This is a genomic window from Streptomyces sp. LMG1-1-1.1, assembly GCF_040815545.1.
GTDB lineage: Bacteria > Actinomycetota > Actinomycetes > Streptomycetales > Streptomycetaceae > Streptomyces.
Genome location: NZ_JBFPNH010000076.1, coordinates 119,804 through 143,619 on the forward strand (window position 1 = coordinate 119,804; position 23,816 = coordinate 143,619).

Genomic DNA, 23,816 nt, shown 5'->3' on the forward strand with positions numbered 1-23,816 from the left:
CCCGGAAGAGACCGGACGGGCCCCGGAACCAACTGATCCGCATTCTCACGGAAGAGGTTCGACCTCCATGAAAATACTGTTCACCGTCGGTGGCAGCCAGGCGGCCGTCTTCGGCGTCGCCCCCCTCGCCTCGGCCGCGCGGAACGCGGGCCACGAGATCCTCCTCGCCGCCGACGAGCCGCTGATGGCGGCCGCGGCCTCCGTCGGCCTCCCCGCCGTCTGCATCACCCCCGAGCGCATGCGGTACGGCCAGGAGGCCATGACCGCCGCCGTCCGCCTCGACGCCCTCCTGGAGCTCGCCGGGTCCTGGACGCCCGACCTGGTCGTCGGCGGCCTCTCGCACGTCCCGCGGCTGCTCGCCGCACAGCTGAAGGTCCCCTACGTCCGCCACATCTGGCACATCGCCCCGATGGCCCGCCGCGACCGCACCGCCGTGGCCGAACTCCAGCCGGAGCTGGAGCGCCTGGGCCTGGCCGCACTGCCCGACCCCGACCTCTTCATCGACCTCTGCCCGCCGTCCGTCCGCCCCGAGGGCGCCCCCGCCGCGCGGTCGATGCGCTGGGTCCCCCGGGTCAGCCAGCGACGCCTCGAACCGTGGATGTACACGAAGCCCGAGGGCCGCCGCCGCGTGCTCATCACCGCCGGCACCCGCAACCTCATGCTCGACACCCCCGGCAGCTCGCTGCGGAAGCTGGTCGACGAGCTGACCGGGACCGGCGCCGAGGTGCTCATCGCGGCGCTCCCCGAAGCCGCCGAGAAGTACGGTGCCGAGCTCGGCGACGTACGCATCGGCTGGCTGCCCCTCGACGTGGTCGCCCCCACCTGCGACCTGGCGGTCCACCACGGCGGCGCGACCACCGCGATGACGCTGATCAACGCGGGCGTGCCGCAGGTGATCATCCCCGACAACGGGTACGGCAAGGCCGTCGCGGAGTCGGTGGCGGGCTTCGGCGCCGCCCTCATGGTCGACAAGCACCGCCTCGCCGGACGCGACGCCGACGAGGTGATCGCCGAGGCGTGCCGGACGATCCTCTCGGACCCCGGCTACGCCGAGCGGACCCGGCTCCTCGCCGCGGAGTCCGCCTCGCTGCCGACCCCCGGCGAGGTCCTCCGCGACCTCGAAGCGCTCGTCGCCGCCTGACCGCACCACGGAAAGGGCCGGCCGGTCTCACGACCGTCCGGCCCTTCCGCGTACCTCCGTCCGGCCCTCCGCGTACCCCGGACTCCCCTTCCGCGTACCCCCTGACTCCCTGCGCGGGCACGCGCGGGCACGCGCATCGCCCCGGGACCGTGGAGAGGGGCTCTCCGTGGTCCCGGGGCGATGCGCGTCCGCCGGGCGGCGGTCTTAGCGGGAGACGAGGGCCTCCAGCTTGGGCACGATCTCGGCGGGCGTCGGCAGCGTCGAGATCTCCTTGGCGAGGAACTGCGTCCGCTCGGTGTAGCTCGGGTTCTCCAGGAGCTCCTTGCAGGCGGCCGCGATCGTCGCGCCGGGCGCCTGGTCGGGCTGCTCCTGCACCGGCCACAGCGTCTTGCCGGCGCCGAAACCGGTGATCGCCTTGGCGATCGACTCCCGGTGGTAGTTCGGGGGGAACTCCGGGGGGTTCTCCGGGATGATCAGCTGCGGCACGCCGTTGGCCATCAGGGTCGTGGCCGTGGTCGCGCCACCGTGGTGGACCGCCAGGTCGCAGGTGGACGCGGCGACGTCCATCGGGATCCAGCCGACGCGGGCGTCGCCCAGCTGCCCGCCGAAGCGCTCGGCGGCACCGGGGGAGGCGGCGATGAGCACCTCGGCACCCAGCTTGTTCAGCTCGCTGACCAGCAGCGGCATGGACCAGCCCGGGTCGCGGAACATCAGGCTGCGGAAGCCCGAGGTGACGAGCACACGACGACGGCCCTCGGGCTTCGTGTACATCCAGCGCTCCAGGCGGCGCTGCGGGTTGCTGGGGATCCAGCGGATCGGCTGGGCCGTGGGGTCGTGCGACGGCCGCAGCGACGGCGGGGTGGAGTCGAGGAGCAGGTCGGGCTTGAGCAGCCCGTCCACGCCCAGGCGCTCCAGCTCGGGCCGCAGCTCCGCCTCCGCACCCGGGTCGATGCCGGTGAGCGGGATGCCCAGGTACTCGACCTGGCGGACGTACGGGACCTTGAGGTGCGCGGCGAGCAGCATCGCCGCGTAGCTCTGCGAGCTGCCGACGATGACGTCGGGGGTCCAGTCCTTCGACAGTTCGAGGAGGGACTCGACGCCGGCCAGACCCATGCGGGCGAAGCCGCGGCCCTGACCGAACATCTCCTCGTCACCGAGCTCGCGGGGGAACCGCAGACCCTTGCCGGGGTTCGTGATCCGCATGAAGTGCCGGATCGGGTCGACCGTGTAGCAGAACGTGGGAATTCCGATGGCCTCCGCGGTATCCACCCACGGTTCGTGGGCGGCCAGCATGACCTGGTGTCCCGCGTTCCGTGCGGCCGTCGCCAGCGGTGCGGCGGCGTAGAAGGTGGCCTGGCTGCCCGTGGTGATGAACAGGATTTTCATGGCACTCCGGATGCTTTTCGTGAGACGCGGCCTGACGTATTTGTGAACAGCACCGATGTTCCACAGCGCGCGCTTTTCCTGTCAAACATCCTTATCGAAGGCGAGAGCGTTCGATTGCGGATTCCGCGCAGTTGAACACGGTGAACACTCGACCCTGTTGCCGCCGCACCGGGTCCTGACCACCATATGGTCAGGACGTGCAGGCGAGAAAGCCTCTTAAAAAGCGGATACAGAAAGTCGGTGGCCCCATGAACACGCTGATCTACAACGCCCGAATGGCTCTCCGGGACATCATGGAAGTCAACATCTACACGCAGGGCAACGACAAGGTGTATCTGACCGTATTCCCGGACCTGATCTGGGAGGGCACCGAGGAGACCCACACGGAGAAGGTCGTCCACTCCATCGTCGAGCGCCTCCACGACATGGACCTGGCCCTCGCCGGCGGCGACGCCGACATCCGGACCCTCGTGGACTCCGGCGTCGTGGAGATCGTCCGCAAGGTCGCCTGAAATCCGGTGCGCCGCGCCGTCGCCACCGGCGGGCCCGCGGCCATTCCTAAGGAGGTACACGGTCGTGATCGCTCGTTATGCATTGCCCGAGATGGCGGAGCTCTGGTCCGACCAGGCCCGCTACACCACCTGGGCCGAGGTCGAGGTGCTCGCCTCGGAGGCCCAGGCGCTGCTCGGGCGGGTTCCCGAGGCAGCCCTGGAGGACATCCGGCGGGCCCGGGTGCCGGCGGCGGCGCGCGTCGCGGAGCTGGAGCGGGAGCGGGACCACGAGATCCTCTCCTTCCTGTCCGCGTTCTGCGAGGACCTGCCGGACGACTCCGCCCGCTGGGTGCACCTCGGGATGACGAGCTACGACCTGGTGGACACGGCGCTCGGGCACACCCTGGCCCGGGCCTGCGACCTCCTGATCGGCGCGGCGGAGCGGCTGCGCGGAGTGCTGGTCGACAAGGCGGTCGAGCACTGGGACACGGCGTGCATCGGGCGTACCCACGGCATGCACGCCGAACCCACCACCTTCGGCCACAAGATCGCCGGCTTCGCCTTCGCGGTCGACCGGTCGATCCGGCGTCTCGTGGACGCGCGGGAGCAGGTCGCGGTGGGCACGATCTCCGGCTCCGTCGGGACGTACGCGCTGATCGACCCCTTCGTCGAGCAGCACGTGTGCGAGGCGCTCGGCCTCGGCGTGGAGCCGGCGCCCAGCCAGGTCGTGGCCCGCGACCGGCACGCCCAGCTCGTCCAGGCGATCGCGACCCTCGGCGCCTGCGTCGAGCAGATCGCCGTCGAGGTCCGGCTGCTGTCCCGCAGCGAGGTCCGCGAGGTGGAGGAGCCCCGTACGGCTGCCTACCAGGGGTCGAGCGCCATGCCCCACAAGCGGAACCCGACGACCAGCGAGCGGCTCTCCGGCCTCGCCCGGCTGCTGCGCGGATACGCCGGGACGATGCTGGAGAACGTGGCGCTGTGGCACGAGCGCGACCTGTCCCACTCGTCCGTCGAACGGGTCGTCCTGCCCGACGCGTTCACCATCGCGCACTACCAGGTGACCGCGGCGGCCGACCTCGTCCGGGACCTCCAGGTGTTCCCGGACCGGATGCGGTCCGCGATCGACCAGACCAACGGTCTCGCGTACAGCTCCGCCGTCCTCGCCGACCTCCTGGAGAGCGGCAGCGAGCGGGAGAAGACCTACCGCATGATCCAGGACGCCGCGAACGGCGAGGACTTCTTCACCCTGCTCAGGACCGAGGGGATCGACGCCGATCCCGTCGGGCCCGAGCGCTACCTGGTACACCACGACGTCATCTACAAGCGGTTGGAGAACCTTCGTGAGCTGGAGCATTGAGCGGGAGAACGGCCCCGACCTCGACCTCGGGGACGTTCTGCGGGTCTACCGGGAGTCGGGCCTCGGCGAGCGCCGGCCGATCGAGGAGACCGAGCGCATGGCGGCCATGGTGCGCAACGCGAACCTGGTCGTCACCTGCCGCGTCGACGGTGAGCTCGTGGGCATCGCCCGCAGCATCTCGGACTTCTCCTACGTGACCTACCTGTCCGACATCGCCGTCGTCCGCGACCACCAGCGCTCGGGCATCGGCCGCGAGCTCATCGACGCGACCCGCAAGGAGGCGCCGACGGCCAAGATCGTCCTGCTGTCGGCGCCCGCGGCGGCCGAGTACTACCCGCACATCGGCTTCACCGCCCACCAGTCGGCCTGGGTCCTGAACCCCTGAGCCGTCCCCGTCCGTCGGTGCCCGCGTCCTTCCCCCGGCGCGGGCACCGGCATGTCCGCGGCGGGCCCCGCGCCCGCCGAACCGCCGCCTAGTGGTGGCCGCCGCCGTGCAGATGGGCCGCCGGGGTCACCACGAGGGGCCGCATCATGTGCTGCTCGTGCTCCAGCATGTGGCAGTGGTGCACGCCCCGGCCGACGACCGGGAAGCGGACCGCCACGGTGACCAGTTCGCCCGGGGTGCCGTTCGGGCCCGGCACGATCTGGCCCGCCGTCCCGACCCGGATGACGTCCTTCTCCCCGAGCTCGTGCGGTTCCAGGGCCGACGTCGCCTTGAAGGCGATCGGCCGGGCCGAGCCGCGGGCGATCCGGTCGAAGCCGGTGATGTCGTAGCTCTCCCGGGACATCACCTGGAAGTGCGCCAGGTGGATGTGCATGGGGTGGGGCGCGGCCGTCAGGTTGAGGTACTTCCAGATCTCGGTGCCGCCGTGCGCCGTGGTGATCGTGTTGCCGTCGTCGTACGCCATCGACGTCCTGCGCAGCGTGGTGACGGCGCCCTCGGCGTCGCGGACCTGGACGACGCCGGCGGCCGGGAAGGTCAGGCCCGCCGGGTCGATCTCCTCCATCTCCCAGAGTTCCGGCATGTTCCCCGTGCCGGGGCCGACCGTCACGATCCACCGGTGCCCGTGGTCGTGCGGCAGGTCGTCGTGGGTGAGCCGCTTGAAGCTGGGCGAGAGGACCTCGGGCGGGGTGAACTTCCTGACGGGCTTCCGGTCGGCGACGCGGAACTGCATGACGTCCGGTTCGAGGAGGTCGTTGCGCTTGTCGGAGGCGCCGGGCGCGATGCCCTGGAGCGTGTTGACCAGCTTCAGGGACTTCCCGCGGAAGGCGCTGAAGTCGACGAGCACGTCGACGCGTTCGCCGGGGGAGAGGTTGATCGGGCCGTCGACCGGTATCGGCCGGTCGATCAGGCCGTGGTCGGTGCCGATCACCTGGAACGCGCCCGGCACGGGCAGGCCGTCCGCGAGGAGCATCAGCCGGTAGATCCGGGAGTTCGCCGTGTTGACGATCCGGAACCGATACCAGCGCGGATCGACCTCCAGATAGGGCCAGATCACGCCGTTGACCAGGGTGTACGGGGCGGCGTGCGGGCGCATCAGCCGCTGCGCGCCGACCATCTCCACCTTGTGGAGCAGCCGGCCGGTGAGGGCGCCCGACGCGTCCGTCGCGAAGTTGCGGTCGGTGAGGACCAGCGGCACGTCGTGCGCGCCCTTGGGCAGCCCGAGCGCCCGCTCCTCCGCGTTGCGCGAGAGGAAGAGGCCCGTGAGCCCCGCGTACACGCTGAAGCGGCTGAGGTGGTGGGTGTGGTCGTGGTACCAGAGCGTCGTGGCGGCCTGGTCGTTCGGATACGCCGACAGCTGGACGTCTCCGGGGCCGATCAGGTTCTCCATCCAGCCGTCGTTGCCGCCGCCGGTCAGCATGCCGTGCAGGTGCGCGGCGCCCCACGGCGGCATCGCCGCCACTCCGGGAACCTCCTGGCAGCCCTCCGCGCCGGGGTAGTTGGAGAGCGGCTCGGCCATCGGGCCCTTGGCCTGGCCGAAGTCGACGGCGGTCACCGGTATGTCGCCGGTCAGGTGGTTCTCCCAGGCGACCCGCAGCGGCCGGCCGCTGACCGTCTCGATCGTCGGTCCCGGGTAGACGCCCTCGTACGTCCACATCGGCACCGGCGGCAGTTCGGAGTGCAGGGTGACGTCGGCGGTGCGCATGCGCACGGTCAGCTCGTCGTGGTCACCGCGCTCGCGGGGGCGGAGCACCGGCGGTATGCGCAGCGGGTCCTTGAACTTGGTCAGCTTCAGCCCGTCCGCGGACGGTTCGGGCTCGCCGGGGGCGGCTACGGCCGCGGCCCCCGGGCTGACGAAGCCGGGGACCGCGGCGACCATGGCGGCCAGGCCGGCGGCGGAGCCGTAGCGGAGCACGGTACGCCGGTTCGGTCCGGGAAGGTCGATTCCTTCGGGATGTGTCGGTTCCATGCGGGGAAGCTAGGAACGTCCGCTCACGTCGTGCTCGAGTTCGGCTGCAGCTTTCCGGCCAAACCTGTTCCGCTTGTGTTTAGGGCATCCGCTACCGCAGCGCCACCGCCATCTCGGTGTCCCGGTTGACCAGCGTCGCGTAGTGGCCGCCGAGGGCGAGGAGTTCGTCGTGGGTGCCGCGCTCCGCGACCCGCCCCCGGTCGAGGACGACGATCTCGTCCGCGTCGCGGATCGTCGAGAGCCGGTGGGCGACCGTGATCGTCGTACGGCCGGCGCTCGCCGCGTCGATCGCACCCTGAACGGCCTGCTCCGTCTGGGTGTCCAGGGCGCTGGTGGCCTCGTCGAGCACCAGGATCGGCGGGTCGCGCAGGATGGCGCGGGCGATGGCGAGGCGCTGCTTCTCCCCGCCGGAGAACCGGTACCCGCGCTCGCCGACCACCGTGTCGTAGCCGTCCGGCAGCGACATCAGGTAGTCGTGGATCTGCGCGATCCGCGCCGCCGCGACCAGCTCCTCGTCGGTCGCCTCCGGCTTCGCGAACCGAAGGTTGTCGGCCACCGTCGCATGGAACAGGTACGTCTCCTGAGAGACCACCCCGACCGTGGCGGCGAGCGTCGCGAACGACAGGTCGCGCACGTCGACCCCGTCGATCGTGACCGTGCCCGCCGTCGGGTCGTAGAGCCGCGGGATGAGGTAGCTGAGCGTCGTCTTGCCCGAACCGGTCTCCCCGACGATCGCGAGACTGTGCCCGGCGGGCACCGTCACGTCCACCCCGTCGAGCGTGGGCCGCTCCGCCGACGCGTACGAGAAGCCGATGCCCCGCATACGCACCTCGCCCCGCAGCTCCTTCGGCTCGACGGGACGCTCCGGCTCGGCGACGTCGACCGGCAGGTCGAGGTACTCGAAGATCCGGCCGAAGAGCTCCAGGGAGCTCTGGATGTCGATCCCGATGGTCAGCAGCCGCTGCGCCGGCCGGAACAGGGCCTGCTGGAGCGTGGTGAACGCGACCAGCGCACCGATCGTGATGGCCATGTGGCCGCCGCTCCCGGTCAGGCCCGCCACCCAGTAGATGATCGCGGGCATGGACGCCATGACGATCCAGATCGTCGACTGGTACCAGAGGCCCGACGTACTCGCCCGCACCTCGATCTCGGTGAGCTTGCGGGACTGCCGGGCGAAGTTGTCCGTCAGCGACCGCGAACGCCCCATGGTGTGACCGAGCATGATCCCGCTGACCGACAGCGACTCCTGCACGATCGAGGAGAGGTCGGCGAACTGCCGCTGCCGGTCCCGGGTGATGGTCCGCCGCTCGTCGCCGACGTGCCGGCTCACCCACACGAACGCCGGCAGGATCACCAGCGACGCGATCGTGAGCCGCCAGTCGAGCAGTGCCATCGCGGTGGTGGTGGCGACGACGATGGTCACGTCCGACACCAGCGCCGTGGCCGTGGTCGTCACGGTGACCTGCATCCCGCCGATGTCGTGCGCGATGCGCGACTGCACCTCGCCCGTCCGGGTCCGGGTGAAGAACGCCAGCGACATCCGCTGGAGGTGCCCGTACACGGCGGTGCGCAGGTCGTGCATGACGAGCTGGCCGATCTTGGCGGACACATGGGTCTGCCAGACGTTGAACGTGCTCGTCGCGATCGACACCACGATCATGCCGAGGGCGAGTACGGACAGCAGCCCGGTCCGGCCCTGCGGCAGTGCCACGTCCATGATCTCGCGGATCAGGAACGGGTTGACGAGGGAGACCAGGGACGAGCCCACGACCAGCGACGCGACGAACAGCAGGCTCCTCCGGTAGGGCCGGAACAGCCTCAGGACGCGGCGTTTCCGGACGGGGGGATGAGCGGTGGCCGACCCGGTGGTGCTCACCCTGGTCTCCTTCTCTTTCGGCTTCTGGGCTCTTTCGGCGCTTGAGGTCAGTTCCAGTCGACGGACCGCACGACGACGGCGGAGTTGAAGCCGCCGCGGCCCCGTGCGAGCACGAGCGCCGTGGTCACCGGGGCGACCCGCTCCTCGGTCACCAGGTCGAGGTCGTAGTCGGGGGAGAGGGTGACGTTCGCCGTCGGCGGGATCACCCCGTCCCGCATGGCCAGGAAGGCGGTGGCGACGTCCAGCGGCGCCGCCCCCGAACCGAGCCGGCCCGTCATGGTCTTGGGCGCCGTCACGGGGACCGCCCGCGGCCCGAAGACCTCGGTGATCGCCGTCGCCTCGATCCGGTCGAGCTCCGGGGTGCCGGCCGCGTCGGCGAAGACGACGTCGACGTCGCCCGCGGACAGGCCCGCGTCGGCGAGCGCGACCTCGATCGCCTTCCGCAGCGTCGGCTCCCGCCCGCTGTCCGGCGCCGGGTCGAACGTGGAGCCGTAGCCGCAGATCTCCCCGTAGACCCGGGTCGCACCGCGCCGGCGCGCGGCCTCGGCGTCCTCCAGGATCAGCAGGGCGCCGCCCTCGCCGGGCACGTAACCGGACGCCTCGGCGTCGAAGGGCAGGTATGCGCGGTCGGGCCGCTCGTCCGTGCTCATGTCCCCGGTGGTCAGCTGGGCCACCCACCCCCACGGGCAGATGGCCGCGTCGACACCGCCGGACAGGATCAGATCGCTGCCCTTGCGGATCAGCCGGCGCGCGTGCGCCAGGGCGTCGAGCCCGCCCGCCTGGTCGCTGACGACCACGCCGCTCGGACCGCGCAGCCCGTGCCGGATCGAGATCTGGCCCGTGTTCACCGCGTAGAACCAGGCGAAGGACTGGTACGCGCTGACGTACTGGCTGCCCTGGCTCCACAGGTTCTGCAGCTGGTCCTGGCCGAACTCGAAGCCGCCGGAGGTGCTGGCGGTCATCACGCCCATGCCGTACTCGTCCGCCTCCTCCGTGCTCACCCCGGCGTCGCCCAGGGCGTGCTCGGCGCCGACGAGGGCGAGCTGCGTCATCCGGTCGGTCTGCGGGATGAGCCTGCTCGGCAGGTGCTCCTTGACCTCGAACCCGTCCACCTCGCCGGCGAGCTTGGACGGGTAGCGCTCCGGATCGAAGCGCGTGATGCGGCGGATGCCGCTCCTGGACGCACGGGTGGCGTCCCAGTACTCCTCCGTGCCGAAGCCGTTGGGGGAGACGATGCCGATACCGGTCACCACGACCTGGGTGCTCATGCCGTCGTGTTCCTGTCCGGTCGGGCGAGGACCATCGCGCTCTGGAAACCGCCGAAGCCACTGCCGACGGTCAGTACCGCGTCGGTGCGCCAGTCGCGCGCGGTCAGCGGCACGTAGTCGAGGTCGCAGTCGGGGTCGGGCTTGTGCAGGTTGGCGGTCGGTGGCACCACGTGGTTCTCCATGGCCAGGACGGAGGCGGCGATCTCGATCGAGCCGATCGCGCCGAGCGAGTGCCCGACCATCGACTTGATCGAGCTCACGGGGGTTCGGTAGGCGTGCTCGCCGAGGCTGCGCTTGAAGGCGCTCGTCTCGTGGCGGTCGTTCTGCTTGGTTCCCGAGCCGTGCGCGTTGATGTAGTCGACGGCCTCCGGGGCGAGCTTCGCCTCGTCGAGCGCCGAGCGGATCGCCTCGGCCATCTCCCGGCCGTCGGGACGCAGCCCGGTCATGTGGAAGGCGTTGCAGCGGCTGGCGTAGCCGGCGATCTCGGCGTAGATGTGGGCGCCGCGCCGGCGCGCGGACTCCAGCTCCTCCAGGACGAACATCGCGGCGCCCTCGCCGAGGACGAAGCCGTTGCGGGTGAGGTCGAAGGGCCGGGAGGCGTGCTCCGGGTCGTCGTTGCGCGGCGTGGTCGCCTTGATCGCGTCGAAGCACGCGACGGAGATCGGCGAGATCGGCGCGTCCGTGGCACCGGTGACGACCACGTCGGCCGAGCCGTCGCGGATCAGCTCGGCCGCGTAGCCGACCGAGTCGATGCCCGAGGTACAGCCGGTGGAGACCACGGTCGAGGGGCCCTCGGCGCCGACCGCCCAGGCGACCTCGGCGGCGAAGGAGCTCGGGACGAAGTAGTTGTAGAGGTGGGGGACCGCGTACTCGTGGTCGACGAGCGCGAGCCGGCCGCCGTCGCTGACGACCCGGTACTCCTCGTCGAGGCCCATCGTGGCGCCCACGGCGCTGCCGATCGCCACGGCCACCCGGTGCGGCTCGACCGCGCCCAGTTCGAGACCGCTGTCGGCCATCGCCTCGCGGGCGGTGACCAGCGCGAACTGCGCCGCCCGGTCGGTGCGCCGGATCTCCTGCGGGGTGAGCCCGTGTTCGTACGGGTCGAAGTCGATCTCGGCCGCGATGCGGGAACGGAACGGCGTCGGGTCGAAGAAGGTGATCCCCCGCGTCGCCGTACGGCCCTCGCTGAGCAGGCTCCAGAAGTTCTTGGCGCCGATGCCTCCCGGAGCCGTCACGCCGACGCCGGTGATGACCACGCGGCGGCCGGTCACGCCGACTCCCAGGTGTAGAAGCGCTTCGCCATGGCGTCCGCCGGCGAGCGCCAGGTCGCCGGGTCGTACGCCTCGATGAACGGCTTCAGGTCCTGGCTGATCCCGACGAAGCGCGGGTCGCTCTTCGCCTGTTCGATGAGCTCGCCGCCGTTGTCGTCGTCGAAGTCCTGAAGGTGGAAGTAAAGACCGTTGTACATGAAAAGCTGACGTCGCCGAGTCCCCATGCGATGCGGCATGTCGGTCTCGTCGAAAGCCGCGAAAAGCCGCGCCACGTCAGCACTCGAACGAGAATCCATTCTGGCCACTATCAGATTGCTGTGCATTCGACCGCCTCCTCGATGATTTGCTGCGCCTATCGCAGATGCTTGACCAGTGCCGCCCATGCGGCGAGCTCCTCTTCCGACAGCGGTGGCAGGCAGGGCTGGTCGGCAAGCGGGATCCCGAAGTCCCTCCCGTCGTAGGGGGGATACATTCCGCTCCACGCAAAACCCATCCACATCAGGCCCTCACCGAAGTTCTTCGATAGGGATCGCATGGCGGATCTGAGCCTCGCGCCCATGTCAATCTCCATTCGCCGGGAACCACCCACCGCCACCTTGTGCGATGTCCCTCAAGGAGGGGTCGGGGGTGTATCGAATTCCGCTGGAGAGGTTGAAGAGGCAACGTGAAAGGGGCGGTTCCCCGAAGGAACCGCCCCTTTTCGACCGGAACGCAGGAATTACTCGGCGGCGACCAGGAGCCCCCGGGCGCGCAGCACCCGCCGCTCGACGGGAGCGAAGACCAGCAGGTCCACGGCGACGCCGACGACGAAGATCAGGAGGATGCCGAGCAGCACGCCCGCCATGTCGGAGAACTCCCGCTGGTTCTCCAGATACCGGCCCAGACCCAGGCCCAGGTCGGGCGAGGACGCGATCAGCTCGGCGGCCATCAGCGAACGCCAGGAGAACGCCCAGCCCTGCTTGAGCCCCGCCAGATAGCCCGGCAGGGCGGCCGGCAGCAGGACGTGCCGGGCACCGCGCAGCCCGGTCGCGCCGAGCGTCCGCCCGGCCCGCAGGAACAGCGGCGGCACCTGGTCGACGCCGGCGATCAGCCCGTTGGCGATCGACGGCACCGCGCCGAGCAGGATCACCGCGTACATGGCGGAGTCGTCGATGCCCAGCCAGATCACGGCGGCCGGCACCCAGGCCACCGACGGCAGCGACTGGAGCCCGGAGAGCACCGGACCGAAGGCGGCCCGCACCGGCCTCACCCGGGCGACCAGCAGACCGATCGGCGTGCCGATCGCGACGGCCGCGAGGAAGCCGGACAGCCCGCGCCACACGCTGGTCCAGATGATCGAGAACAGCGTGCCCTGGTACCAGAGGTCGCCGAGCGCGGCCCACACGGCGGCCGGGCTCGGCAGCTTGTCGGGACCGGTCAGGCGCAGGCTGTACGCGAGCTGCCAGGCGCCGAGCACGAGGACCGCGCCGAGCACCGGCGGCAGCACCTTCTCCCGCAGCGCCCGGCCTGGCGTGGTGCGCGGCGCCCGCACGGTCTCCAGGGCGTCGAGACCGGCGCCGACCCCGGCGGAGTCGTCCACCGGGGGCGGGGTGAGGAGGGTGTCACTGCGGGACATGGCGGCGGATCTCCCCACGCAGGTGCTCGGTGATGTCGGTGGTCAGCTCCGCGGCCGGGGCGGACTCGGAGCGCAGCGACCTCGGCAGGTCGATCCGCCACTCCCGCGCGATCCGGCCGGGCCGGGACGAGAGCAGGACGACGCGCTGCGCGAGCCGGACGGCCTCGCGGACGTTGTGGGTGACGAACAGGACGGTGAGCCCGCGCTCCCGCCAGATCCGGGTGAGCTCGTCGTGCAGCACGTCCCGGGTGATGGCGTCGAGCGCGGCGAACGGCTCGTCCATCAGCAGCACCCCGCCGCCCTGGGCGAGCGAACGCGCCAGGGCCACCCGCTGCCGCATCCCGCCGGACAGCTCGTGCACCCGCTTGCCGTGCGCGCCGCCCAGGCGGACGAGCTCCAGGAGCCGCTCGGCCTCGGGCCGCCGCTCGGCGCGCGGGACGCCGGCCAGCCGCAGGGCCAGCTCGATGTTCCCGCCCGCGGTGAGCCACGGGAACAGCGCGTGGTCCTGGAACATCAGCGCCGGGCGGGCGCCGGGCACCTCGATGGTCCCGGAGCTCGGCTCGTCGAGCCCGGCGACCAGGTTGAGCAGCGTGGACTTGCCGCAGCCCGAGGCGCCGACCAGGGTGACGAACTCGCCCGGGGCCACGTCCAGACTGATGTCGTCGAGCACGGGGGCGGCCGCACCGGGGCGGCCGAAGGCCTTGGAGACGTGCGCGAGCCGGACGGCGGGCCGCCCGGCCGCCGCCCCGGCGCCGCCCCCGGGATCCGCCTCGGGAGCGGTCTCGGGAGCCGTCTCCGGAGCGGTCTCGGAAGCGGTCTCCGGGATGCCGGCGGGGGAGCCCTTCGGGGCGTCCTCCGGAGCGTTCTGCGGGGTGGTCAGTGCCGTGGTCATGCCGGACACCTCCTGCGGGATGGTGGGGTACGGGGGGCTACCTGGGCGTGCCGAGCCCGGCGTCCGGCACGGCGGGCCGCCCCGCCGTCCTCAGCACCTCGTTCAACAGGGTCAGGTCGTAGATCCCGGCCAGGTCGGGCCGTTCCAGCAGGCCCGCGGTGACCGCGTGGCCGGCCTCGGCCCGCAGGGTCCCGGCCAACGGGTCGTCGAGGAACTCGATGCTCCGCCAGGCCGGGTCGAGGACGGCGGGCGGGAGCGCCTTGCCGGTGTCCTGCCGGATCCGGGCGTTCGCGTCGGCCTTCGCCCGCTCCGGCTGGGCCCTGATGTACGCGTGGGTGGCCACCGAGCCGCGCAGCACGGCCTCGACGACGTCCGGGTGCGCGGCCAGGAACCGCTGCGAGACGACGAGGTGGGTGATGACGAACCGGCCGCCCGGCCACAGGGACCGCTCGTCGAGCAGCACCTTCGCGCCGAGCGCGACCAGCCGGGAGGCGGTCGGCTCGGGCACCCACGCGCCGTCGACGGCGCCGGAGGTGTACGCGTTCGGCGTGACCTTGTTGTCCGTGCGGACGACGGAGACGTCCCCCGCGCCGGTGGCCGCGTCCACCCGCAGGCCCCGGCCCGCCAGGTAGTGGAGGAGGGCGACGTCCTGGGTGTTGCCCAGCTGGGGGGTGGCGATCCGCTTGCCCCGCAGGTCGTCGAGGGAGGCGACCCGCGCCGGGTTCACGACGAGCTTCACGCCGCCGGAGGCCGAACCGGCCACGATCCGGAGGGCCTTGCCGTCGGAGCGGGTGTAGCCGTTGATCGCGGGGGAGGGGCCGAGCCAGGCGAGGTCGATCGCGCCCGCGTTGAGCGCCTCGATCGCGGACGGGCCGGCGTTGAAGACCTGGGTACGGATCCGGGTCGCGCCCAGCTCCTTCCGGAACAGGCCCTTCTGCAGGCCCACCAGGGCGGTGCCGTGGGTCAGGTTCGCGAAGTAGCCGATCCGTACGGTGTCGGCGGAGAGCCGCGGGCCCGCGGTGCCCGCCACGGGCTCCACCGCCGGGTCGGGGCCGCCGGTGCGGGACCCGTAACCGCAGGACGACAGCAGTCCGGCGACGGCCAGCACCGCGACGGCGGCCCGGGCGGCCGCCCGCCTCAAGCCCCCGCGCATCAGAACCGGTCCCGGTCGCCGGCCGCGCCCGCGGCCCCGAACGCCTCGCCCGCCATGCCGGCGGTGAGCGTGGTGCCGTCGGCCGGGTCGATCAGCAGGAACGATCCGGTGCGCCGGTTGTCGGCGTAGCTGTCGAGCGCCAGCGGCTCGGCGGTGCGCAGCACCACGTGGCCGATGTCGTTGCCGTTCAGCCCCTCGGCGCCGGAGCGCTGTTCGAGGGTGCCGATGTCGATGCGGTACGAGATGTCCTTCACCAGCGCCCGCACCGTGCGGGTGGTGTGCTTGATCAGCACCTTGGCGCCGACGTGCAGCGGGCGCTCGTCCAGGTGGCAGACGCTCGCCTCGATGTCCTTGGTGGGCACCGGGGCCCGGCCGCCGGCGGCTATCAGGTCGCCGCGGGATATGTCGATGTCGTCGGCGAGCCGGACGGTGACCGACTGGGGCGCCCAGGCGGTGTCCGCCTCCTTGCCGAGGGCGTCGAGGCCCGCGACGGTGGTGGTGCGCCCGGACGGCAGGACGGTGACCGGGTCGCCGACCCGCAGCACTCCGGAGGCCAGCTGGCCCGCGTAGCCCCGGTAGTCGGGGTGCTCGGCGGTCTGCGGGCGGATGACGTACTGGACGGGGAAGCGCGCGGGCTCCTGGCTCGGGTCGCTGCCGACCGGGACGGTCTCCAGGTGCTCCAGGAGGGTCCGGCCGCCGTACCAGTCCATGTGCGCGGACGGCTCCACGACGTTGTCGCCGATGAGCGCGGAGAGCGGGATCGCCACCACGTCCCGGACGCCCAGCTCGGCGGCGTACGTCGTGAACTCCTCGGCGATGGCGGCGAAGACGGGCTCGGCGTAGTCGACGAGGTCCATCTTGTTGACGGCGAGGACGACGTGCGGGACGCGGAGCAGGGCGGCGACGGCGGCGTGCCGGCGGGTCTGCTCGACGACGCCGTTGCGGGCGTCGACGAGGACCACGGCCAGCTCGGCGGTGGAGGCGCCGGTGACCATGTTCCGGGTGTACTGCACGTGCCCGGGGGTGTCGGCGAGGATGAACCGGCGGCGGGCGGTCGCGAAGTAGCGGTAGGCCACGTCGATGGTGATGCCCTGCTCGCGCTCGGCCCGCAGGCCGTCGGTGAGCAGCGCCAGGTCGGGCGCCTCCTGGCCGCGCTTGCGGGAGGCGTGCTCGACGGCCTCCAGCTGGTCGGCGAGGACCGACTTGGAGTCGTGCAGGAGACGACCCACCAGGGTGGACTTGCCGTCGTCGACGGACCCGGCGGTGGCGAAGCGCAGCAGCGAGGCGGCGGGGGCCTCCTGAGTGGTGGTCACGGACGTGGTCACGGCTAGAAGTACCCCTCGCGCTTGCGGTCTTCCATGGCGGCCTCGGAGAGCTTGTCGTCGGCCCGGGTGGCGCCGCGCTCGGTGAGGCGGCTGGCGGCGATCTCGGCGATGATGTCCGCGTTGGTGGCGGCGCCCGAGTCGACGGCGCCGGTGCAGGACATGTCGCCGACGGTGCGGTAGCGGATCAGCCGCTTCTCGACCGTCTCGGTGTCCTTGGGGCCGCCCCACTCGCCCGCGGTCAGCCACATCCCGTCGCGGGCGAAGACCTCCCGCTCGTGCGCGTAGTAGATCGCCGGCAGCTCGATGCCCTCGCGCTCGACGTACTGCCAGACGTCCAGCTCGGTCCAGTTGGACAGCGGGAACACCCGCACGTGCTCGCCGGGCGCGTGGCGGCCGTTGTAGAGCGACCACAGCTCGGGGCGCTGGCGGCGCGGGTCCCAGGCGCCGAACTCGTCGCGCAGCGAGAACACCCGCTCCTTGGCGCGGGCCTTCTCCTCGTCGCGGCGGCCGCCGCCGAACACCGCGTCGAAGCGGTGGGACTCGATGGCGTCGAGCAGCGGGACGGTCTGCAGCGGGTTGCGGGTCCCGTCGGGGCGCTCGCGCAGCCGGCCCGCGTCGATGAACTCCTGGACGGAGGCGACGTGCAGGCGCAGCCCGTGCCGCTCGACGACCCGGTCGCGGTAGGCGAGGACCTCGGGGAAGTTGTGCCCCGTGTCGACGTGCAGCAGCGTGAAGGGCACCGGCGCCGGCGCGAAGGCCTTCAGCGCCAGGTGCAGCATGACGATGGAGTCCTTGCCGCCGGAGAAGAGGATCACCGGCCGCTCGAACTCGCCCGCCACCTCACGGAAGATGTGCACCGACTCCGCCTCCAGGGCGTCCAGGTGCGACAGTGCGAACGGGTTCTCCGACGCCTCGGTCGGACGCCGGGTCGCGGTCGTCATGCCAGGCCCCTCTCGGTCAGGAAGGTGTGCAGCTCGGCGGCGGACTCGGCCACCGAGCGGCCCTGCGTCCGGATGCGCAGCTCCGGGTTCTCCGGTGCCTCGTACGGGTCGTCCACGCCGGTGAGGCCGGCGATCTCGCCCGCGGCCTGCCGGGCGTAGAGCCCCTTCACGTCCCGCGCCGAGCAGAGCTCGACGGGGGTGGCGACGTGGACCTCGACGAGCTCGGTGCCCCGGGCGGCGTGCCGCGCGCGGACGGCGGCGCGGGAGTCGGCGTACGGCGCGATGACCGGTACCAGCACCTTCACGCCGTGGGAGGCGAGCAGCTCGGCCACGAAGCCGATCCGGGTGACGTTGGCGTACCGGTCCTCCCGCGTGAAGCCGAGCCCCTTGGACAGGAACGCGCGGATCTCGTCACCGTCGAGCACCTCGACCTCGTGCCCCTCGGCGCGCAGCCGGCCGGCGAGGGCGAGGGCGAGGGTGGTCTTGCCCGAGCTGGGCAGCCCGGTCAGCCACACGGTGGCACCGCGGGCCCGGGCCGCGACCGCGGTGTCCCCGCCGGCCTCCTGGACGTGAGCTGTGGTCACGGTGATGTTCTCCCCGAAGGTGAGGTGCTGCTTTCCGGACGGGACCCAGGGCGTGTCCTGCCGATCGGGCCGGCTCGCGACACCCGGCAGGACGTTCCCCTAGGCGGTGGCGAACTCGGCCAGGGTCCGGCCGAGCACGTCCATGTCGATCCGGTGCCAGGAGCCGGGCAGTTCGAGGCCCCGGCCGTTGGGCAGCGCCGCCGTCGTCGCCTGCGCCGCCGCACGCAGCCAGGCGCTGGTGCTGTCGCTGTTGAGGACGAGGGTCTCGGTCTCGTAGGTCGCGAGCCGGTCGACCGGGACGGTGTAGTCGCCGCAGATCAGCGTGTCGTACGCGAGGGTGTGGGCGTTCGCCTCGTTCATCGCCCAGATCGGGCCCTTGCGCCACTCCGCGATGGTGTCGGGGGTGAAGCCGAGGAAGCCGCCGAGGAAGTGCTCGACCGCCTCGTCGCGCCGGTCCTCGGTGAGGAGGACCCGGAGGGTCTTCGCGAAGTTCCACACGGGCTTCGGGAAGCCGTCGACCCGGAAGAAGGGCTCGTGCAGGGCGAGCTTGGTGATCGGGGCACCGGCGAGCGCCGCCTCGATCGCGAGGTTCGCGCCGGACGACCCGGCGAACACCACGGCCTCGCCGCCGGCCGCCTGGATGACCGCCTCCAGGTCCTCGATCTCGCGCTCGACGGCGTACTCGGGCGCGTCGCCGCTCTGGCCGCGCCCCCGGCGGTCGTAGACGTACGTGGTGCAGTGGGGCGTCAGTTCGGGCACCAGGGCGTCGAAGATCGTGTGGTCGCGGAACGACCCGTTGAGAAGCACGATGGGCGGGCCTTCGCCCGCCTTCTCGTAGGCGATCGTCGTGCCGTCCCGGGAAACGACCTTGCGCATCTCGCACTCCTCATGCCGACCGGAGGTGCTCTCACCTCGCCGTATGTCGGCATCTTCGAGCGCGTCGCTGGATCACCGGTCGAGGACCGGTCGCGGGTGGCGGCCCGCCTCCGCCGTCAGGCGAGCCAACCGGCCTCGGTGGCGATGCGGACGGCGTCGAGCCGGTTGCGCGCGTTCAGCTTCATCACGGTCGTCGTGAGGTAGTTGCGTACCGTGCCGATCGACAGATGCAGCTTCGCGGCGATCTCACTGGGTTCGTCGCCCTGCGCGGCCATGCCGAGGACCTCGGTCTCGCGCTCGGACAGGGGGTTCTCCCCGATGTCCCACGCGCTCATGGCGATCTGCGGGTTGATCACCCTGCGTCCCGCGAACACCTCCCGGACCGCCTGCGCTAGCCCTTCGGCCGGGGAGTCCTTGAGCAGGAACCCCGAGACGCGCGCTGCCATCGCCCGGCGCAGCAGACCCGGGCGTCCGAGCCCGGTCATGATGAGCGTCCGGCAGTCCGGAAGCAGATCGTGCAGCGTCTCCGCGGCCGTGAGCCCGTCCATGTTCGGCAGATCGACGTCCATGACGGCCACGTCCGGCCGGCACTCCAGCGCGGTGGGGACGATCAGGTCCCCCCTGTCCACCACGCCGACGACCTCCAGGTCGGGCTCCAGTTCGAGCAGCGCGACCAGCGCCCCTCTCACCATGTGCATGTCCTCGGCAAGGAGAATTCTGATCACCCGATTCTCCACTTATCCCCCTTTTACCTTCCTTGAAGGTATGTAATGCGCCTTAACCTACCCGCCAACCGTCAGTGCGTGGCACCCGAATGCAGGACCGCGTACGGCGATTCGCGCACCACCGACTGGCCGCGGTACCCGCGCGCGACGAGCCGCACGTCCGCGAGCGCCTGCCGCGAGATCTCCAGGACGGTCGTCAGCTCCTCCTGCGCGGGCCCCGTCGACCGGGGCAGCATCCGGTGGATGAGCGCGCACTTCATCGTGACCTCGGAGAGGCTCGACCCGAGCACCTGGTGCAGTTCCCGCTCCACGATCAGGCGTTCCCGGGCGACGGCCATCCGCGCCAGCGCGCCCCTGGCCTCGTGGAGTTCGGAGACCAGCCGGTACAGCGCGGTGAAGGCGTAGACGGCCAGGCCCGCCATCAGCGACGAGTCGGTCTCGTAGACCATCTCGTAGAGCGAGTCCCCGGCGGCCGCTCCCACCGGCACGATCACGGCCACCGAGGCCGCGTAGAGCACCCATCGCAGCCGCCCGCCCACGGTGAAGAGGAACGATCCGGCAAGGAAGCCGGCCATCGAACCCCACGGCCCGCCGAGCCAGAGCAGCGGGGCGTAGGTGCCCGCGGCCAGCACCCCCAGGCCGATCGCCCGCCCGTACGGCGGCCAGGTGTGCGCGGGACGCAGCGAGAGCAGCACCTGCACGGTCACGACGACGGCGAGGCAGCCGAGGAAGGTCAGGAAGGCGGCCCCGGACGGGGTGGTGGCCGCCACGTTGATCACGGTGATCAGCGTGTAGCCGGCCAGGACGGCCAGGAGCATGGCCCGCGCCATCCGCGGCGCCCACGGCCTGGCGGCCTTGCGCTGCTCCTCGGGCTCGGGTTCCGCGCGGCGCTCTTCGGGCCGGGGGACGACCGGGGTGCGGGCGACGACCTCGAACCAGCCGTCCTCGGCCGGGCCGCCGCTCAGGTCGCCGCCGATGCCGCGCAGCCGGGTCGTCAGGTTGCCGAGCCCGCTGCCGCCCTCGGGGAGCGTGTCGGGACTGCCCTCCCCGACACCGTCGTTGCGGATCAGCAGGGAGATCGTGCCGCCCTCGCGGGTCGCGCTGATCGCGCAGTGCTGCGCCTTGCTGTGGCGCAGGGCGTTGGTGACGGCCTCGCGGAGCACGATGGCCAGGACGGTGTCGACCTCGCGCGGCAGCGGACCGCAGGCGAGGTCGGCCTCGGCCTCGATCTGCGCGGCGGCCAGTACCGACAGCGCGGACTCGGCCTCGGCGGCCAGGGACATGTCGCGGTAGCCGCTGGCGACGACCCGCACGTCGGCCAGGGCCTCGCCGGCGATGCCGAGCACCTCGGCGACCTCGGACCTGGCCCGGTCGGGGGCGGTCGGCAGCAGCCGGTAGCCGAGTTCGCTCTTCAGCGCGATGGCCGAGAGGCTGTAGCCGAGCAGGTCGTGGAGGTCGTGGGCGACCCGCAGCCGTTCCTGGATGACGGCCATGCCGGCCAACTCGCGTCGGGTGTCGCGGAGTTCGGCGACCAGGTCGGACAGGGAGCTGACCCCGTAGATGATGAGGCTGGCGAGCAGCGTGGCGCCGAGTCCGTAGGCCGCCTTGTCGGGGCCGGCGATGGCGACGACCGCGGCCACGATGGCGGCGATGACGGAGGCGTACAGCGGCCAGCGCAGCCGGCCGGGAACGGCGAGGAGGATCGAGCCCGCGAGCAGTCCGGCCATGGCGCCCCACGGCATCCCGAGCCAGACGAGCGGCAGGAACGTGACCACGGCCTGCGCGGACAGCGTCAGCGCACGGGTGCGGACGGGCCAGTCGCGGGGTCTTCGGGTGGAGTGGGCGTACTGCAGGGCGAGGACGGCCGCCATCCCGAGGGCGAGTAACGCGAGCCGCGCGGGGCCCGGGTTCTCGTCGCGGACGGCCAGCACGGTGACGACCGTGTGGCCGGCGAGCGTCCCCAGCGTCACCTGGAGCGCCATGCGGGATGCCTGCACCCCGCACGCGTCGTGCGGGTCGTCCTCGCCCTGGGGTGCGTCGAGCATCAGCGCGCGCCTCCTAGTCCGACCAGCGGTGGACGAGAGCACAGGCGACCGCCCGAGTACCCCCCTGAATACCGCCGGTGATCATACCTGGGAAGTAACGGCTTGTCATGAGCGCAATTTGCACTTTTCCGACTTCTTCGACGGGCCCCGACCGCCACCAGCGGTGATGCCCCCGGCCTCCTTTCCGGGCCTTTTGCCCCCTTGGCGCACGCCTCAGAGGAACAGCGGAACGGGATTCAGATCCTCGTACGCCGTAGGGGAGTTCAGCCTGCCGAGCCGCACCGGTACGTCGAACAGGCGGCCGGGAGCGAACCTCGCCCAGAAGTGCCGCAGGCCGGGCACGACCACCTTCACCACCGGCAGCCCGATGTCGGGCCTCGTCTGGTCCAGCACGAGCACCTCCAGACCGCGGTCCGCCGCCAGCGAGCAGAGGTGCTCCAGGTCGTCCCGCAGATCGGCCCGCGGCACATGCGCGTAGTCCGCCGGCGTCCGCGCCGGAAGCTCCGAGTCGGGTGTCAGATAGGGCTGTTCGGCGACCGTCGCCCCGCGCAGCCAGTCGAGCAGGTGCTCAGGAAGCCCCCTCGCGTACCCGCCCGTCACCGCCGGCAGCAGCTGGCCCAGCTCGGTGACCGCACGGCACAGCGCGACGGCCGGGTCCAGGTGCGCGCCGAAACCGAGCATGATCTCCTCGGCGGGACCGTCGGTCCGGCGCGACACCGCGGCCATCACCGGAATGCCCAGGTCGGCGGTGAGATCGAGCACCCACAGGCTGCGGCCGAGCTCGCTGAATCGTTCCGGCAGCGCGGAGATCCACGCGTCGCCGAACGACTCCAGGTCCACCCCGGCGTGCCGCGTCCGGTTGTACCACCACAGCGCGACCGCGTCCCGCTCCACCAACTCCAGGAAACCCTGCAGGATCGCGTCCTCCAGCGACCCGCCCGCCGCGTTCCCGTTGGAGTCGGCCACGACCGAACCGACACCGCCGGCGTCGAAGTACAACTGGCTCGTCGGCAGCAGCCGGTGCCGCCCCTCGGTGAGCGACCACACCGGCGTCCACTCGATCTCGGCGTCCTCGTCGAACCGCTCCGGCACGTACTGGAACGGAATGCCCGGCGCGTTCCACCGCTCCCGCTCCCGGTACTGCCGCTCGTCGAACAGCATGCACGTCCCCGGATGCACCGCGTCCGGCGCCAGCGCGCGGTAACTCCCCAGCACCGTCGCCTCGTCACCGAACCGCGACGCGCTGTACCGCTCCACCGCCTCGCACAACCCGCTCACCCGCGCGTCCAGATCGGTGCGCCCCTTGCCCCCGCTCTGCATCCGCAACCCCGCGCGGAACGACGGCAGATCCGCCCCGGCGAACGCCAGGTTCGGCCCCGCCTGGTAGCAGTGCAGGAACGACGGGCTCCGCGGATCGCGCACGACCCGCTCCACGATCCCCGTCACCGGATCCGCCAGATGCCCGAACCGCTCCCACATCTGCTCCGCCGACAGCGCCCGGTGCCCGTTGCCCGCGGCGACGCCCTTCGGCCGCGACACCGGCCGCACCGGCCGCCGCGCCAGGTCCGCGACCATCCCCGGATCACCGCAGTCCGCACACTGGGGCCTGCGGGCCACCGGATGGTGGGCGGCGCTCAGCGTCAGCGTGTCCAGCGACCACACCGCGTTCTGGCTTTCGTCGCGCATCCCGGCCAGCCACTTCGCCGCCTGGAGCGCCGCCGTCTGCAGCCCCAGCTCGCGCGTCGCCGCCAGCGACGCCTCCGGTGCCCGCACCGGCCCGTCCAGACCCAGCGCGCGCCGCACCTGCGACTCGCCGCGCCGATGGGAGCGGAGCCGTACCGCGAGACACGACCAGCACGGCCCGTCGCCCGGCCGGAACACCGGACCGATGCAGAGCTGCGCGCCGTACGGCTTGGCCGGCAGCCACGGCCGGCCGTCCGCGATCCGGGCGGCGTTGAACACGGCCAGCTCCGGGTCGAGGTAGTCGTCGCAGACGACCAGCGCGAACGGCGCGTCGGGGCCGCACGTCAGGCCCGCCGCGCGGCAGGCGCGCTCCGCGGCCGCCGCGTCGGCGCCGCCGATCGCGACGACGCTCACCCCGGCCTCCACCGGATCGCCCACACCGGCGAGGTCCCAGTACGCCCCGGCCGCCTCGTCCTGTGCGCGGTCGGCGTGGAAACCGACGAGGCCCGCGGAGGCGAGCCGGCCGAGCATGCCGTCCAGCTGCTCGGTGGGGATGTCCACGGCCTCTCGCAGCTCGGGGAGGGTCAGCGAGCCGTCGAGCAGCGGGGCCATCTTCTGGATCGCCGCTCCGGAGAGCGCCGTCGTGCCCCGCGGGGAGACGAGGTAGACCGCCTCGCCCGGGACGATCTCGGCGCGGAAGTGGCGCCGGAAACCTATCCGTCCGTCAGCCTGCACGGTGGCGCCGCTCTATCGCGCCGCGTCGACGGGCAGGGTGT

20 protein-coding genes are annotated in these 23,816 nt (G+C 71.9%); 4 read left to right on the plus strand and 16 right to left on the minus strand.

Going from position 1 to position 23,816, the window contains the following annotated elements; genetic code table 11:
• Positions 1–67: 67 nt before the first annotated feature.
• Positions 68–1,141 carry a glycosyltransferase gene (locus MRBLMG1_RS34100; protein WP_367828021.1) on the plus strand — a complete coding sequence of 358 codons (1,074 nt, stop codon included), beginning with the start codon at positions 68–70 and terminating at the stop codon, positions 1,139–1,141.
• Between the two features lie 204 nt (positions 1,142–1,345).
• Here the strand turns inward: MRBLMG1_RS34100 and MRBLMG1_RS34105 are convergent, their stop codons facing one another.
• The gene (locus tag MRBLMG1_RS34105) at positions 1,346–2,527 is read right to left on the minus strand and encodes a glycosyltransferase (RefSeq protein ID WP_367828022.1); all 1,182 of its coding nucleotides are present in this window, start codon (positions 2,525–2,527) and stop codon (positions 1,346–1,348) included.
• A gap of 248 nt (positions 2,528–2,775) precedes the next feature.
• Here MRBLMG1_RS34105 and MRBLMG1_RS34110 point away from each other — a divergent pair, with 248 nt between their 5' ends.
• The 3 genes from MRBLMG1_RS34110 to MRBLMG1_RS34120 all read left to right on the plus strand — a co-directional run bounded on the left by MRBLMG1_RS34110 (position 2,776) and on the right by MRBLMG1_RS34120 (position 4,760).
• The gene (locus tag MRBLMG1_RS34110) at positions 2,776–3,039 is read left to right on the plus strand and encodes a hypothetical protein (protein WP_367828023.1); all 264 of its coding nucleotides are present in this window, start codon (positions 2,776–2,778) and stop codon (positions 3,037–3,039) included.
• A gap of 64 nt (positions 3,040–3,103) precedes the next feature.
• Positions 3,104–4,375 (plus strand): adenylosuccinate lyase, encoded by a 1,272-nt coding sequence (gene purB / locus MRBLMG1_RS34115; RefSeq protein WP_367828024.1) that lies wholly within the window; start codon positions 3,104–3,106, stop codon positions 4,373–4,375.
• The gene (locus tag MRBLMG1_RS34120; RefSeq protein ID WP_367828025.1) at positions 4,359–4,760 is read left to right on the plus strand and encodes a GNAT family N-acetyltransferase; all 402 of its coding nucleotides are present in this window, start codon (positions 4,359–4,361) and stop codon (positions 4,758–4,760) included. The genes purB and MRBLMG1_RS34120 overlap by 17 nt, the downstream gene beginning before the upstream one ends.
• Positions 4,761–4,848: 88 nt before the next feature.
• On the opposite strand, the gene MRBLMG1_RS34125 is transcribed toward MRBLMG1_RS34120, so the two are convergent.
• The 15 genes from MRBLMG1_RS34125 to MRBLMG1_RS34195 all read right to left on the minus strand — a co-directional run bounded on the left by MRBLMG1_RS34125 (position 4,849) and on the right by MRBLMG1_RS34195 (position 23,775).
• A complete protein-coding gene (locus MRBLMG1_RS34125) occupies positions 4,849–6,786 on the minus strand; it encodes a multicopper oxidase family protein (RefSeq protein WP_367828026.1) in 1,938 nt (645 codons plus the stop codon).
• Between the two features lie 91 nt (positions 6,787–6,877).
• Positions 6,878–8,662: an ABC transporter ATP-binding protein gene (locus MRBLMG1_RS34130; RefSeq protein ID WP_367828027.1), complete on the minus strand. Its 1,785-nt coding sequence runs from the start codon at positions 8,660–8,662 to the stop codon at positions 6,878–6,880.
• A gap of 47 nt (positions 8,663–8,709) precedes the next feature.
• Positions 8,710–9,930: a ketosynthase chain-length factor gene (locus MRBLMG1_RS34135; RefSeq protein ID WP_367828028.1), complete on the minus strand. Its 1,221-nt coding sequence runs from the start codon at positions 9,928–9,930 to the stop codon at positions 8,710–8,712.
• Entirely contained in the window at positions 9,927–11,201 is a 1,275-nt protein-coding gene (locus MRBLMG1_RS34140; protein ID WP_367828029.1) for a beta-ketoacyl-[acyl-carrier-protein] synthase family protein, read from the minus strand. Before MRBLMG1_RS34140 ends, MRBLMG1_RS34135 begins: the two co-directional genes overlap by 4 nt.
• Positions 11,198–11,524 (minus strand): TcmI family type II polyketide cyclase, encoded by a 327-nt coding sequence (locus MRBLMG1_RS34145; RefSeq protein WP_366310151.1) that lies wholly within the window; start codon positions 11,522–11,524, stop codon positions 11,198–11,200. The genes MRBLMG1_RS34140 and MRBLMG1_RS34145 overlap by 4 nt, the downstream gene beginning before the upstream one ends.
• A gap of 395 nt (positions 11,525–11,919) precedes the next feature.
• The gene (locus MRBLMG1_RS34150) at positions 11,920–12,816 is read right to left on the minus strand and encodes an ABC transporter permease (RefSeq protein WP_367828030.1); all 897 of its coding nucleotides are present in this window, start codon (positions 12,814–12,816) and stop codon (positions 11,920–11,922) included.
• Complete coding sequence (locus MRBLMG1_RS34155) at positions 12,803–13,642, minus strand: ABC transporter ATP-binding protein (RefSeq protein WP_414721706.1); 840 nt, start codon at positions 13,640–13,642, stop codon at positions 12,803–12,805. Before MRBLMG1_RS34155 ends, MRBLMG1_RS34150 begins: the two co-directional genes overlap by 14 nt.
• Before the next feature lie 103 nt (positions 13,643–13,745).
• A complete protein-coding gene (locus MRBLMG1_RS34160; protein WP_367828032.1) occupies positions 13,746–14,861 on the minus strand; it encodes an aliphatic sulfonate ABC transporter substrate-binding protein in 1,116 nt (371 codons plus the stop codon).
• Positions 14,861–16,186, minus strand: coding sequence for a sulfate adenylyltransferase subunit 1 (locus tag MRBLMG1_RS34165; RefSeq protein ID WP_367828033.1), 1,326 nt, complete (start codon positions 16,184–16,186; stop codon positions 14,861–14,863). Before MRBLMG1_RS34165 ends, MRBLMG1_RS34160 begins: the two co-directional genes overlap by 1 nt.
• A 2-nt stretch (positions 16,187–16,188) precedes the next feature.
• Positions 16,189–17,127 (minus strand): sulfate adenylyltransferase subunit CysD, encoded by a 939-nt coding sequence (gene cysD, locus MRBLMG1_RS34170; RefSeq protein ID WP_367828034.1) that lies wholly within the window; start codon positions 17,125–17,127, stop codon positions 16,189–16,191.
• Positions 17,124–17,711, minus strand: coding sequence for an adenylyl-sulfate kinase (gene cysC / locus MRBLMG1_RS34175; RefSeq protein WP_367828035.1), 588 nt, complete (start codon positions 17,709–17,711; stop codon positions 17,124–17,126). The genes cysD and cysC overlap by 4 nt, the downstream gene beginning before the upstream one ends.
• A gap of 99 nt (positions 17,712–17,810) precedes the next feature.
• A complete protein-coding gene (locus MRBLMG1_RS34180) occupies positions 17,811–18,587 on the minus strand; it encodes an alpha/beta fold hydrolase (RefSeq protein WP_367828036.1) in 777 nt (258 codons plus the stop codon).
• 116 nt (positions 18,588–18,703) lie between these two features.
• On the minus strand, positions 18,704–19,312 hold the full coding sequence (locus MRBLMG1_RS34185) for a response regulator transcription factor (RefSeq protein WP_367828037.1): 609 nt from the start codon (positions 19,310–19,312) through the stop codon (positions 18,704–18,706).
• Positions 19,313–19,383: 71 nt separating this feature from the next.
• Positions 19,384–21,357 carry a sensor histidine kinase gene (locus tag MRBLMG1_RS34190; RefSeq protein ID WP_367828038.1) on the minus strand — a complete coding sequence of 658 codons (1,974 nt, stop codon included), beginning with the start codon at positions 21,355–21,357 and terminating at the stop codon, positions 19,384–19,386.
• A gap of 213 nt (positions 21,358–21,570) precedes the next feature.
• The gene (locus MRBLMG1_RS34195) at positions 21,571–23,775 is read right to left on the minus strand and encodes a TOMM precursor leader peptide-binding protein (RefSeq protein ID WP_367828039.1); all 2,205 of its coding nucleotides are present in this window, start codon (positions 23,773–23,775) and stop codon (positions 21,571–21,573) included.
• Positions 23,776–23,816 lie beyond the last annotated feature (41 nt).

Excerpts from the sequence above, each read along its gene's own strand:
- MRBLMG1_RS34150 (WP_367828030.1), bottom strand. The coding sequence starts at position 12,816 with ATGTCCCGCAGTGACACCCTCCTCACCCCGCCCCCGGTGGACGACTCC.
- MRBLMG1_RS34110 (WP_367828023.1), top strand. The coding sequence starts at position 2,776 with ATGAACACGCTGATCTACAACGCCCGAATGGCTCTCCGGGACATCATG.
- MRBLMG1_RS34145 (WP_366310151.1), bottom strand. The coding sequence starts at position 11,524 with ATGCACAGCAATCTGATAGTGGCCAGAATGGATTCTCGTTCGAGTGCT.
- MRBLMG1_RS34105 (WP_367828022.1), bottom strand. The coding sequence starts at position 2,527 with ATGAAAATCCTGTTCATCACCACGGGCAGCCAGGCCACCTTCTACGCC.
- MRBLMG1_RS34125 (WP_367828026.1), bottom strand. The coding sequence starts at position 6,786 with ATGGAACCGACACATCCCGAAGGAATCGACCTTCCCGGACCGAACCGG.
- MRBLMG1_RS34100 (WP_367828021.1), top strand. The coding sequence starts at position 68 with ATGAAAATACTGTTCACCGTCGGTGGCAGCCAGGCGGCCGTCTTCGGC.
- MRBLMG1_RS34190 (WP_367828038.1), bottom strand. The coding sequence starts at position 21,357 with ATGCTCGACGCACCCCAGGGCGAGGACGACCCGCACGACGCGTGCGGG.
- MRBLMG1_RS34135 (WP_367828028.1), bottom strand. The coding sequence starts at position 9,930 with ATGAGCACCCAGGTCGTGGTGACCGGTATCGGCATCGTCTCCCCCAAC.
- MRBLMG1_RS34180 (WP_367828036.1), bottom strand. The coding sequence starts at position 18,587 with ATGCGCAAGGTCGTTTCCCGGGACGGCACGACGATCGCCTACGAGAAG.
- cysD (WP_367828034.1), bottom strand. The coding sequence starts at position 17,127 with ATGACGACCGCGACCCGGCGTCCGACCGAGGCGTCGGAGAACCCGTTC.
- MRBLMG1_RS34160 (WP_367828032.1), bottom strand. The coding sequence starts at position 14,861 with ATGCGCGGGGGCTTGAGGCGGGCGGCCGCCCGGGCCGCCGTCGCGGTG.